10 protein-coding genes are annotated in these 12,639 nt (G+C 65.3%); 7 read left to right on the top strand and 3 right to left on the bottom strand.

Annotated features, from left to right (window positions below; all coding sequences use genetic code 11):
* Positions 1 to 19: 19 nt before the first annotated feature.
* From GGD90_RS12885 to GGD90_RS12870, 4 genes are all read left to right on the top strand, one after another.
* Positions 20 to 1,108, top strand: a complete 1,089-nt coding sequence (locus GGD90_RS12885) for an alkene reductase (RefSeq protein ID WP_153117523.1) — start codon at positions 20 to 22, stop codon at positions 1,106 to 1,108.
* A 21-nt stretch (positions 1,109 to 1,129) separates the two neighbouring features.
* Positions 1,130 to 2,284 carry an alcohol dehydrogenase gene (yqhD, locus tag GGD90_RS12880; RefSeq protein WP_153117524.1) on the top strand — a complete coding sequence of 385 codons (1,155 nt, stop codon included), beginning with the start codon at positions 1,130 to 1,132 and terminating at the stop codon, positions 2,282 to 2,284.
* Positions 2,285 to 2,440: 156 nt separating this feature from the next.
* Positions 2,441 to 4,078: a tetratricopeptide repeat-containing response regulator gene (locus tag GGD90_RS12875; protein WP_153117525.1), complete on the top strand. Its 1,638-nt coding sequence runs from the start codon at positions 2,441 to 2,443 to the stop codon at positions 4,076 to 4,078.
* Positions 4,075 to 4,686 carry an ATP-binding protein gene (locus GGD90_RS12870; protein WP_153117526.1) on the top strand — a complete coding sequence of 204 codons (612 nt, stop codon included), beginning with the start codon at positions 4,075 to 4,077 and terminating at the stop codon, positions 4,684 to 4,686. Before GGD90_RS12875 ends, GGD90_RS12870 begins: the two co-directional genes overlap by 4 nt.
* 46 nt (positions 4,687 to 4,732) lie before the next feature.
* Here GGD90_RS12870 and GGD90_RS12865 read toward each other — a convergent pair whose 3' ends face one another.
* From GGD90_RS12865 to GGD90_RS12855, 3 genes are read right to left on the bottom strand one after another with little or no spacing between them, the layout of a single operon-like run.
* Complete coding sequence (locus tag GGD90_RS12865; RefSeq protein ID WP_153117527.1) at positions 4,733 to 5,980, bottom strand: lipocalin-like domain-containing protein; 1,248 nt, start codon at positions 5,978 to 5,980, stop codon at positions 4,733 to 4,735.
* A 19-nt stretch (positions 5,981 to 5,999) separates the two neighbouring features.
* Entirely contained in the window at positions 6,000 to 8,513 is a 2,514-nt protein-coding gene (locus tag GGD90_RS12860; RefSeq protein ID WP_153117528.1) for an ABC transporter permease, read from the bottom strand.
* Positions 8,510 to 9,163, bottom strand: coding sequence for an ABC transporter ATP-binding protein (locus GGD90_RS12855; protein ID WP_153117529.1), 654 nt, complete (start codon positions 9,161 to 9,163; stop codon positions 8,510 to 8,512). Before GGD90_RS12855 ends, GGD90_RS12860 begins: the two co-directional genes overlap by 4 nt.
* 94 nt (positions 9,164 to 9,257) lie before the next feature.
* On the opposite strand from GGD90_RS12855, the gene GGD90_RS12850 reads away from it, so the two are divergent.
* From GGD90_RS12850 to GGD90_RS12840, 3 genes are all read left to right on the top strand, one after another.
* Positions 9,258 to 9,629 (top strand): hypothetical protein, encoded by a 372-nt coding sequence (locus tag GGD90_RS12850; protein ID WP_153117530.1) that lies wholly within the window; start codon positions 9,258 to 9,260, stop codon positions 9,627 to 9,629.
* A 399-nt stretch (positions 9,630 to 10,028) separates the two neighbouring features.
* Complete coding sequence (locus GGD90_RS12845) at positions 10,029 to 10,922, top strand: hypothetical protein (protein ID WP_153117531.1); 894 nt, start codon at positions 10,029 to 10,031, stop codon at positions 10,920 to 10,922.
* A 443-nt stretch (positions 10,923 to 11,365) separates the two neighbouring features.
* Positions 11,366 to 12,244 carry a hypothetical protein gene (locus GGD90_RS12840; protein ID WP_153117532.1) on the top strand — a complete coding sequence of 293 codons (879 nt, stop codon included), beginning with the start codon at positions 11,366 to 11,368 and terminating at the stop codon, positions 12,242 to 12,244.
* The last annotated feature ends 395 nt before the right edge of the window (positions 12,245 to 12,639 follow it).

The following is a 12,639-nucleotide window of genomic DNA, read 5'->3' as shown; positions in this document are numbered from 1 at the left end:
AGCAAACAAGGAGAAGCCAATGCCGACGCAAACCACCCCCGCCGACCTCTTCCAGCCTTTCACCTCCGGCGAGCTGAAGCTCGCCAACCGCATCGTGATGGCGCCGCTGACACGCTCGCGCGCGCTCGCCGGCGACATTCCCGGCCCGCTGACGGTCGAGTACTACCGGCAACGTGCCAGCGCCGGCCTGCTGATCAGCGAAGCCTCGCAAGTTTCACCGCAGGGCAAGGGTTACATCCAGACGCCGGGCATTTACAGCGCCGGGCAGATCGCCGGCTGGCGCCAGGTGACCGACGCCGTGCACGCCGCCGGCGGCAAGATCTTCATCCAGCTGTGGCACGTCGGCCGCATCTCGCACCCCGACCTGCAACCCGGCGGCGCGCTGCCGGTGGCGCCGTCGGCAATCAAGGCCGAGGGCACCGCTTTCACCGGCAAGGGGATGGTGGCGCTGGAAACACCACGCGCGCTCGAACTCGCCGAACTGCCCGGTATCGTCGCCGACTACCGGCGTGCCGCCGAGAATGCCAAAGCCGCCGGCTTCGACGGCGTCGAAATCCACGCCGCCAACGGCTACCTGCTCGACCAGTTCCTGCGCGACAAGTCCAACCAGCGCAGCGACGCCTATGGCGGCAGCATCGAGAACCGCGCACGCCTGCTGCTCGAAGTGACCGACGCCGTCCTTGAGGTTTGGGCTAAGGAACGTGTCGCCGTACGCCTGTCGCCGCTGTCAACCTTCAACGATATCGACGACAGCGACCCGGTACCGCTGTTCACCTACGTCGCGCAGCAGCTGTCGGGCCGCGTCGGCATCCTGCACGCCATCGAAGGCGCCACCGGCGGCCCGCGCGACACCGGTCGCGGCATCGCGCCCGATTTCCTGCGCCAGCACTTCGCCAGCACCTACCTCGCCAACAACGGCTACACGCGCGAACTGGCGATCGACACGCTCGCCGCCGGCCATGCCGACCTGATCGCCTTCGGCCGTCCCTTCATCGCCAATCCCGACCTCGTCGAGCGCCTGCGCCGCAACGCGCCGCTCAACGAACTCGACGCCAGCACGCTCTACGGCGGCGACGAGCACGGCTACACCGATTACCCGACCCTCTAACAAGCAGTCCAGGAGCAACACATGCAGAACTTCAGCTTCCACAACCCGACCAAAATCCTCTTCGGCGAAGGCCGCATCGCCGACATCGGCGCTGAGATCCCGGCCGGCGCACGCGTGCTCATCACCTACGGCGGCGGCAGCGTCGTCAAGACCGGCACGCTGGCCGAGGTGAAGTCCGCACTCGCCGGCTTCACTGTCTTCGAGTTCGCCGGCATCGAGCCGAACCCCACCTACGAAACGCTGATGCAGGCCGTCGAGTTGGCGCGCCGCGAGAAGATCGACTTCCTGCTCGCCGTCGGCGGCGGTTCGGTGATCGACGGCACCAAGTTCATCGCCGCAGCGATTCCCTTCGTCGGCGATCCCTGGGACATCCTCGCCAGACGCGCGCCGATCACCAGCGCCGTTCCCTTCGGCAGCGTGCTGACACTGCCGGCGACCGGCTCGGAAATGAACAACGGCGCCGTCATCACCAAGAAGGCGACGCAGGACAAGCTGGCTTTCGCCAATCCACTGCTCTACCCGCGCTTTTCGGTGCTCGACCCGGCCAAGACGCTGACGCTGCCGCCGCGCCAGGTCGCCAACGGCGTCGTCGACGCCTTCGTGCACATCGTCGAGCAATACCTCACCTACCCGGCCGACGCCGCGGTGCAGGATCGCTTTGCCGAAGGCCTGCTGCTGACGCTGATCGCGGAAGGTCCGCGCGCGCTGGCCGAACCCGACAACCTCGCCGTGCGCGCCAACCTGATGTGGACGGCGACGCTGGCACTGAACGGCCTGATCGGCGCCGGCGTGCCGCAGGACTGGGCGACGCACATGCTCGGCCACGAGATCACCGTGCTCTACGGCGTCGACCACGCGCAAACGCTGGCCATCGTGCTGCCGGCAATGCTGCAGGTACGACGCGAGGAAAAGCGCGCCAAGCTGCTGCAGTACGCCGAACGCGTCTGGAACCTGCGCGACGGCGACGAAGAAGCACGTATCGACGCGGCTATCGCGCACACCCGCGCTTTCTTCGAGTCGCTGTCGGTACCGACGCGCCTCTCGGACTACGGCATCGGCGCCGACGCGGTAGCGGCGCTGGTCGCCCAACTCGAACGCCACGGCATGAAAAAGCTCGGCGAACGGCGCGACTTCGGCCTCGACGGTTCGCGCCGCGTGTACGAGCTGGCAGCCTGAGGCGTGCGCAGGGCATCCCGGACATGAGCCGCCGGGAATAAGGTTCTTGATCGACGGGGTGACAAGCCCGACAATCGCCGGATTGTCGGGCGCCCGGTTTTCCGGGTCTGATCAGGCAGGCAGCAGCTCCCCAAATCGCGAACACTTGAACGCCCGATGGCCATCACCACAACGCTCAGCAACAAACACTTCCTCGTTCTCGACGACCAACCGGAAATGCGCAGTTCGCTGCGCGCGCAAATCGGTTCATTGGGCTGTACCAACGTCGTCGTTTGCGCCAACGTCAAAGGCGCCATCGAACAGTTCGAGAAGCGCCGTTTCGACGTCGTTCTCTGCGACTACTACCTCGGCGGCGGCACCGACGGTCAGCAGTTCCTCGAGTACCTGCGCTCGCGCGAGCTGATCAGCCGTGGCACCATCTTCATCATGATCACCGCCGAAAAGAGCTACGAGAGCGTGGTGACGGCGGCCGAGTGCCTGCCCGACGACTACCTGCTCAAGCCCTTTACCGCCGACACCCTGCACTCGCGCGTCGAGCGCCAGCTCGAAAAGAAAGCCCGGCTGGCGAAGATCAACACGCTGCAGGACAAGCGCAAATGGGCGGAAGTGGTCACCGCCTGCGACGAAATCATCGCCAGCCGCGACCGCTATCAGGTCGACGCGATGCGCATCCGCGGCAACGCACTGATCGCCGCCGGGCGCTTCGACGAGGCCATCGCCTTCTACCAGCAGGTGCTCGCCGCACGCGCCCTGCCCTGGGCCAAGTTCGGCCTGGCGCACGCGCTGCACGCCAAGGGCGAACTGGCCGCCAGCAAGGCAACGCTCGGCGAGCTGATCGTCGAGTCGCCGCGCTTTCTCTCCGCCTACGACCTGCTCGGCCGCGCCCACCTTGAATCGGGCCAGGCCGACGAAGCGATGAAGGTGCTCGACCAGGCGACGCAGGTGGCGCCGAACTCGCTGACGCGGCATCGCGCCATCGCCAAGGTGGCCGAAGAGCAGGCAGACTTTTCGCGCGTCGAGGCGGCGCTCAGCCAGGTGGTGAAAAAGACGCGCAACACGCCGCTGCGCAACACCGGCGACATCGCCCGCCTAGGCAACGCCTTCACCGAGCTCGGCACGCCCGACAAGGCCATCGCGCTGATCGAGGAAGCCAAGACCAACTTCAAGGGCGACCAGCAGGACCCGCACCTTGCCGCCATCGAAGCGCTGGCGCACAGCAAGGCCGGTCGCCCGGAACTTGCCGCCAAGGCGCTGGCGCGCGTTGCCGAAAACGCCAACGTGCCGATGTCGCCGGAAGTGACGGTGCAACTGGCCAAGGCCTATCTCGCCAACGGCCAGATCGACGCCGGCGAGGCGATCCTCAAGCGCGTCGTGCAGACCAGCCCGGACTCCAAGGAAGTGCATGCGCTGGTGACCAAGGCGATGAGCGCGCACGGTTCGCCCGAACGCGCGCAGGCGCTGATTGCCGGCAGCATCGGCGAGGTCGTTGCGTTGAACAACGAAGCCGTCCGCCGCGGCAAGGCAGGCGAGCTTGGCGCCGCCGCGCAGATGCTCACCGAAGCCGCCGAACGCCTGCCCGAAAACGTGCAGATCGTCGCCAACGCCGCCTTCGCGCTGCTGCTCGACGTCTTCAGCAACGGTCTCGATCAGCAGAAGTTCGCGAAGGCGCTGGCCTTCCAGCAACAGTTGCAGGCACTTGACGAGCGCCATCCCAAGCTCGCCGACATCGCCGCGCTGACCACAACAATACGCAATAAATTCAATATATTAGAACAGCCTGCGGAAAGCACATGAGCTTCCTCGACATCGCGGCGCTGTCGCTGCACGACATCAAGAACCGCCTTGCCGCGATGGCGAGCCGGGCCGAGAGCCGCGGCGACAGCGACACACTGCGCGACGCGCTCGCCGCCGCCGCCGACCTGACCCGCCTGCTCGCGCTGTACAAGGCCGACGCCGGCATCCTGCACACCGAGATCGACGCCTGCTGCCCGCTCGATCTGCTCGGCGAACTGCAACGCGAAAACCAGCCGCTGACCCGGTTGCAGATCGTCGTCGATGGCGCGCGCGCACCGCAGCTCTGGTTCTACGACCCCTATCTGGTGCGCATGCTGGTGCTCGATGCCGTGCAGAACGCGCTGCGTTTCGCCCGCCAGCGCATCACCCTGAGCGCCGTTGAGAACGGCGACTGCCTCGAATTCCGCGTCAGCGACGATGGCGCCGGTTTCCCCGAGGAAATCCTGCGCGGCCAGACGCACACCAGCCGGGTCGGCCCGGAAGGCGCCGGCGTCGGCCTCTATCTGGCACAGCGCGTCGCCGCGCTGCACCAGAACCACGGCGTCGCCGGCAGTGTCGCGCTCAGCAACGAGCCCGGCGCGGTGTTCTGTCTGCGCCTGCCGCGCTGAGCGGCGGCGCAGCCTCCCGGCAAAAACCTGACCCGGCCGGGCGCGCTCAGCCAACCTTGATCTTCTCGCTGTAGCCGGTCATTTCCAGATAGCCGCGGCCGATCTCGCGGCCGCCTTCGGAAACGCGCACGGCGCCTTCCCAGTAAAGCGCGCCGGTCGAACGCCGGCTGTCGAGTTCCTGATCGTCGATGAGCGGCTGCAGATGCAGACGGCGCGCGCCGGCGCGAACCTGCCATTCCACCGGATAGTCGACGCCGGTGCGCGGCGAGCGCCAGCGGCGCAAGGCGGTGAACGCCACGGCCTGCGGCGAAAGGATCTCGAGCGCGGCGTCGGCATGGCGCAGCGTTGCCGCCGCCCACAATGCTTCGGCCTGCGCCGGTAGCGCCTCGCCGGCCGTCGCCACCGACAACGCAGCATCGGATTTGCCGCGCCCCGCAGTGGCCTGCTCGCGCCCGCGCAGGCGGAAAGCCATTAACGCGCTGCCGTCGTCAAAATTGAGGCCGATCCAGTCCCAGCCCTGCGCCGCCTCCGGCAGCAGTTCGCTCGACCACTCGTGGTCGAGCCAGGCGCGGCCGCTCACCGGCAGCGTGCGCCCGTCGAGGACGAGCGTGCCGCTCACCTGCAGCTGCGGCCGGCTGTAGTAGTAGCTGGCGTGCTTCGGGTCGGCCGCCTTGCGGCTGAAACCGCCCTCGCCGTTCAACATCGGCGGCGCATCGGCCGCGAGGTTCAACGCGTAGGAAAAACCCTCGGCCGTGACCTCGGCGCGATAGCGTCGGCCGCTGTCGTCGGTCTGCCGGAAAGACCAGTCGCCGACGTGAACGTCGGTGCGCGCACTCGAATAGCCGGCGCCGGCGGCGCTCGTGGCGTTGGCACCGCCAAGCACGCGCGCCGCGCGCTGGTCGTGACGCAGGCGCCCCAGGCGTGGATCGGCAATCGCCGCGTGCGCGAGGATCAGCTGGCGCGGCGCGAAGCTGCTCGGATTTCCCTCGCCGGCGCCGGTGCGCACACGGAAGAAAGTCGTCTGGAAACCGAGCGGGCTGCCGTCGGGCAGTTGCAGCCAGCCGGTGGCGTACCACCACTCGGTGCGGAAGTCCGGGTGCGCGCCGTGGTCGCGCGGGAAGAACAGCGGGCGGCCGCGCAGCACCGGCGCAAACACTACCGGTCCGGGCCTTGCGGCTACCGGCGCCCCTGCGGCTGCGGGCGCCGAGGGCGCGCCCGGTCCGAGCGGCGCTGCGCCGAGTGCGCGCCACGCCGGCAAGGCAGCCAGCGCAAGGAGAAATGAGCGTTTGTTCATCGCCGGATCACCGTTTCCACTACCAATCCTCGCGCACGGCCAGAACGGCTTCCTGGCGCATCGCCTGCCGGCCGGCGAGTACCGCCGCCAATGCCGCCAGCGCAACGAGTCCGCTGGCGAATACCGCCAGCGAAACCCACGGCACGTGCAGGTCCATGCTCCAGTGGAAACTCTGCCGGTTGACCACCTCGATCAGCACCAGCCCGATGGCGCCGCCGGCAACCAGGCCACCGAGAACGCCGACGCCGGCGGCCAGCGCGCCCTCAGCGGCGAGCATCCAGCCAACCTGACGACGTGTAAGACCAAGGTGACGCAACATGCCGAATTCGCGCCGCCGCGCCGCCGCCAGCGCGGCAAAACTCGCCGCGACGCCGGCCAGACCGATGAGCACCGCCACCGCCTCGAGCAGGTAGGTGACGGCGAAAGTGCGGTCAAAAATGCGCAGGCTGATGGCGCGGATCTCGCCCGGTAAAGCCGCTTCCAGTGCGCCGGGAGCGACGCTGTCGAGCAGCGTCTTGGCGATCGCCGCCGCGTCGCCGCCGGGGCCGAGGTGGATGCCGGCCTCGTTCACCAGCCGGTCGCCGGTGAGCTCACGATAGACCTTGAGATCGATCATCAGCGTGCCGGTCTGCCGCGAGTAGTCGCGCCAGATGCCGGCAACGTGCATCGGCACCAGTCGCCCGCCGAGCGGCACCTCGACGCGCTGGCCGGTACGCCAGCCGTAGAGGTCGCGCACCGCCTCCGACGCCCACACGTCGGGCAAATGATCGGCACCGCCGCCAGGCTGCGTCGGCCCGACCAGCGCCAGTTCGCGGCCGTCGGGGATCACCGGCCGCGCGATCAGCGCCACCGGCACCTGCCCGGCCTGCAGACGCAGGCTTTCGATGCGCGTGAAATCAACCTCCGCGACTCCCGGTTGAGCGAGGATGCGCTGCTGCAAATCATCGTCGAGGTAGGCGCCGCCCGCCGCCGTGCCGGCGCGCAGATATACGTCGGCCGACAGCACCTGATCAAGCCACTGGTTCACCGAGTCGCGGAAGGAAGTGACCATGATCGCCATCGCCACCGCCAGCGCAACGCTGGTGAGAACGCCGGCCGCTGCCACCACGGCATGCCCCGGCGCCGCGCGCAGCCGCGCCACGGCCAGGCGCCCCGGCACCGCACCGCGCAGCGGCAGATGCCGCGCCAGCGCGCCGGCCGCCAGCGGCAGTAGCAGGATGCTGCCGGCGAGCAGCAGCAGCACCGCCAGATAGCCACCAAGCGGCAGTTCGCCAAGCGGCGGAATGGCGCAAGCGGCGAGGCTAGCCGCCAGCAGCGCGACGCCGAGCAGCGGATGGCCGCGCCCCTGCATCAGCGCCGCCTCGTCGCCGGCCTTGAGCGCGCGCGCTGGCGAGACGGTTGCCGCCTCGCGCGCCGGCAGCCAGGCGCCGCCGATGCCGGCGGCGACGCCGAGTACCACGTAGAGCGCGCTCATCTCGGGCTGGAAGTGCAGTTGCGGCGTCAGCCCGGCGAAGTAGCCGGCGCCGAGGTCGCCACCGAGAACGCTGAGCATGACGCTCGCCAGCGCATAGCCCAGCGCCGCGCCGACGATGCCGCCGGCCAGACCGACCAGCGCGCCTTCGGCGAGCAGCCACGAGAACAGCCGCCGTCGGTCAAGGCCGATGGCGCGCAGGAAAGCGAATTCGGTGCGCCGGCGCACCACCGACAAGGCCTGCGCCGAGAAAACGAGGAAACCGCCGGTCACCAGCGCCATCGCCGCCAGCAAGGTGAGGTTCACGCGGTAGGCGCGCGACAGGTTGGCCGCCTGGTTTTCGGCCGCCTGCGGTGCCTCGACCAGCACGCCGGCCGGCAGCAGCGCCTGCAAGCGCGCGCGCACCGCCTCGGGGCTGACGCCTTCGCGCAGGCGCAGATCGACGCGCGACAGCCGGCCGATGCGCAGGAACTGCTGCTGCACGGCGGCGATGTCCATCACCACCAGACGCGGGTTTTCCGCCATCCCCGGCAGATCGCCGGCGACGCGCAGCGGCAGTACCTCGACGCCGGCCTGGATGCGCAATACCTCGCCGGGTTTGACGCCAAGCGCCGTCTGCGCCGCCGCGCCGAGGAAGGCCGTATCGTCGGCCAGTGCCGCCAGCGGCTCGGGTTCCTTGCCGGCCACCGCCTGCGGGCGCGGCAGCAAGGCCGGCGTGACGCGTGCCAGCGCAAAGAGATCGACGCCGAGCACCTGCACCGTCTCCTTGCGTCCGGCCAGCCGCGCTTCGAGTTCGATCACCGGGCTCGCCGCGGCGACATCGGTCTGCCCGGCGACGAGGCCATAGACCGACTCGTCAAAACCGACGCGCCCGCCGACGACCTGCAGATCGGCCTCGCCGGCCATGGTGCGCAGGCCGCGGCCGAATTCGGCGAGCGCCGCCTCATGCACCGCCTGCACCGCCATGCCGAGGCTGACGCCGAGCACGATGGCGGCAAACGAGAACGCTGTCACCGCTCGCCGCCGCGCCAGCGAGCCGAGGAAAACCTTGGCCAGACTCACCCGACAAGACCTTCGGCGGACAAGCGCAGCACGCGGTCGGCCGTTGCCGCCGCCTCCAGCGAGTGCGTCACCAGAATGCCGATGGCGCCGGCCTCGCGGATGCGCTCAGCCAGGAGCGCCAGCACGCGCGCGCCGTTGGCCGGGTCGAGATTGCCGGTCGGCTCGTCGGCGAGCACCAGCCGCGGCCTATGCACCAGCGCGCGCGCAATCGCCACGCGCTGCATCTCGCCGCCGGACAGCTCGCGCGGCCAGCTGTCGCCGCGCTCGCCCAGACCGACCGCCTCGAGCAGGTGCTGCGCCGGCGCTTCTGCCGCCGCGCCCTCAACGCCCTGCAGCCACAGCGGCAGCGCGACGTTCTGGCGCAGATTGAGATGCGGCAGGATGTGGAAGGCCTGGAAGACGAAGCCGAGCTTGTCGCGGCGCAAATGCGTCAGGGCGTCCTCGTCGAGGCTGCCGTAATCGACACCGTCCAGCGCCAGCCGCCCGCCGTCGGGGCGGTCGAGCCCGGCGATCAGGTTGAGCAGGGTTGACTTGCCGACGCCGGACTCGCCGACAATGGCAACGTATTCGCCCGGCTGCAGGCGCAGCGACACCTCGCGCAGCACGCTGCGGCCGTTGAACTGGCGGGAAATGGCTTCGATTTCGAGCATGGCAGCTGCAACATCCGGCAATGACGAATCCCCTGCCCCCGCACCAGGCAGGCACGAAACAGGCAAGAAACAGCTACGACAGGGAACTCGCACAATGATTGAAAAAACGGCCTCCGCCGCCCCGGCCGACCGCGGCACGCGCATCGCGCTGTGCTTCGCGCTCGTCGCCGAACGACTGACAGCCTACTACGAACACGGCCAGTGGCTGAACGAAGCGCAAGGCGCCAGCCTCGCCGCCGACTGGTTAAGCCGCTCGCAGCGCAGCCTGCCGCTGGCCGAGCGCCGGCAGCTATCCGCCGTCAGCGACGATCTGGCACGCGAGATCGCCGGCTCGCTGTCGCGTGAGGCGGGACTGTACACCGCGCATGAACTGATGGAGGCGCTTGATCCGAACTACGTGTCGGAAGTTGGGGAGTCGATCATGAGCGAGTGCGAGGGGCGGCTGGTGGCGGACGGGGCGATTTAGCAAGGGGCGCCGCCAAGCGGCTTTGCATCTCCTCGGCAAAATACAAAGTCGCTTTTCGCCAGTCGGCTTGGCGGGAAAATGCGCATGAGCTATGCTCAGCGCGTTACCGCGTTCAATGTAGCGATACCTAAAATGAGAGCGACGACAGGCTGCTTACGGCCAAGAGCTGACATCGGCAGTACTTCCCCGTAGCGGACAATCAAAGACGCGTTTATGCTTTTGTGCTGACAGCCGCTTTTCATGTCTTTTAGTAGCCATGATCTCCACGCCCAAGCCTCCAAAAGCTACTAACCATGCTGGTTTCCGGCGATATCACAGTCTGAAGTTAGGGGGATGGGAGCCGAAGTAAAACGTCAAAATTGTCTCCAGAAATTTAAGTTGGGCCTACAAAGGACGGTGATGGTGAGAATTCTCTTATCGAAAGCCTGTGTTGCACTTTCTTGTTTACTGATGTTCAGTTTTCCGGTGGGCGCTATCGCATCAAGCTTCGCATACAAGCTTCTCTCCGAAGCAGCTAGTGAAACTCTCCCTATAAGGACGACGACACAATTATTTGTGCACGAGCTAACAAAGGCAGTAGGGAATGATTTCCCATCAGAAGCCCTAAGCGATGAAAATTATACGCGGTTGAATATTGAGTTACGAAGGCTTAGTGAGCACATTGATGCAAATGGGAAGAATATAAACTCAGCGTTGGACGACTCACTGTGGCGATCTCAAATTGAAATGCTTCAGCGTCGGATTCAGTGGCTATTAAATGCAAATTTAACGAGAAGCTGCTCAAAACTAGGCATTGACTTGGAGTCGGCCAAGGACTCACATGGTGACTGGAGAAAAGTTCGAGCTGATGGAAATCCGAATATGGGGCGCCAGCCAGTTGGCTCTGAAATAAAACCAAGCAGTCACTTGCACACCAAGCTTTATTGGTATTACCGACTCGGTTGCAATGGGAAACAAGATTTGGAGACGGCTAGACGAGTATTGTTTGACATATCAGATCTTGAACCCAAAAATTTTTCGGAGCGTTCCGAGTTAAGGCCGGAAATACGACACTGTGCCGCCGAAGTTTGGGCAAAATTCGGTATTGGAGGGGCAGTAGACCAAGAACGGGCAGACGAGTTCTCGAGAAGATTCACGACTGCCGCATACTTTCTAAATCGTCCATATACTCCAGAACGTAGAGCGGAACTGACTGAACGCTTTCCTGATGCCGCCAAGAACAACTTTAAATGCCCGAAGCCGCTTGACTCGATGCGAATAGACCCTCGTGACCCGTGGCGTGACCTGTGGTGAGTAACTTACGCTATCAGCCCAACCCTGCGGTCACCCGGACGCTGCGCGATAAAGCCGCGCAGCGCCGGTCACATCCACGTTGAACGACCGCTTATTTAAGACGGCGACAGCCCTGATTGGGTCGCCGCCAGCCGTTCAGCAGTTGATTCACGTAAACATCAGCATTTCGAATGCCCCGTCTACGCATGCGGCTGAAAAGTCCGCTCTTCGATCTGGCGGCATTGAACCTGATTCAATCGAAAACTGATTCTTTGCCCGAACGATCAACACTCTCAATGGCGATATCACGCAGCTGTGTATGACGGAGCAGCTACCGCAGGGATTGCGCGTCGATGAGGTGTTCAGCTTCGAGCGCCAGCACCACGCGACCAAGCTTGAAGTGGTGGCGGACAAGGAACAATGACCATTTCCAACGCGGCGCAATGAATATCAGAGGGGCAAGCATGAAACCCGCCCGCAAGACCATCCCGCTGTTCGCCCACGCGCTGTGCGTCCTGCTCATCAGTGGCTGCACGGCGCTTGCCGACAATCCGGCGCGTGAAGCGACCAAGCTGCGCATGACGGAAGGCAAGGCGCTGTTTGACGAAAAGTGCAAGAGCGTTGCCGGAGAAAAGATCTACAAGACCGTTCCCGGCGTGGAGGGCTTGTTGCTGCTCAAAATCCGTCCGCGCCACAGCCAACGCGAGGAGTCCGACTGGATGTGGCCGGGAGCGGCGTTTGCGAGGGAGGGAACTGCCGATTATTACATTACGAGCTTCCTCGGCTACGAAGAAGCCTTTAGGTCAGACGGAACGCCGCGCCCTATCACCCAGATGAATCGGGGGTATATCAACACAAGTGCAAAGCCTGATCCCAAAGAGCGTCCCGGCTACCGCTGGGTTGAAGTGCTAGACGCCAAGGACGGCCAGCGGTATCGCTATACCGGTTCTGAAAAAATCGTTGGCAAACAAGACACCTCGGCCTACAACGTGCGGCTCGCAATCAGCAAAGACCCTAGCTACGACTTGAACGTTTATCGCTGGACTCTCAACAAAGTCCTCGCCCCAGACGCCGTTCCGCGCTACGGCGTCACCTTCGAAGACCACGTCATTCCCGAGGAGCGTCGCCTTGGCCTGGCCAGCAGCACGGTCAAGGTGCTCGACCTCCAGACCGGCGAAGTGCTGGGCGAGATGCTGCGCTATGCCTGGAGCCCAGGTGCCCCCAGTCCCGTCAACCCGACTCCGTGGCTGACGGCATATGTTTGTCCTGGCTATGCTGAAGCAGCTGGTTCAACAACCCGAATGTTTGTCGACCAGGTTCTGATTCCAGCCAAGGAGAAATAAACACTTGAGTCTCTCCGAATATCACGGAGGCCAACTAGTTTGAGTCGTGAGGGTTTACTCGCGGCAGACCCAGTTTGCGTGGACGCCTTATACGAAACATTTCCTACGTCCGCTTTCACAACGTGTAGGGCGGCTTTGGGTCGTCCTGCGTCATTCAGCACAAATGACGAAGCACCGTCAAAGCGTTGCGGTTTCACCCTCGTGGGCGCGCCAGCGATTCCATGAGCGCAGCCAAGATGGGCGTTATCTCGTCGCCGCTGGCACCGCCAACTTCGCCCGAATGAAAAGCACCAGCGTCGCTGACCTGCCTGAATTCTCCGGACCACTTATTCCTGGAGAACGGCCTCCGGTTGGGTGGTTGATAAACAGGCATTCTTGAACGCCGCTGGCGTCTG

It is taken from the genome of Rhodocyclus tenuis, assembly GCF_014197755.1.
Taxonomy (GTDB): Bacteria; Pseudomonadota; Gammaproteobacteria; order Burkholderiales; family Rhodocyclaceae; genus Rhodocyclus; species Rhodocyclus tenuis.
Note: the sequence above shows the minus strand (reverse complement) of the source record. Positions and strands in the feature narration are given on the sequence as shown.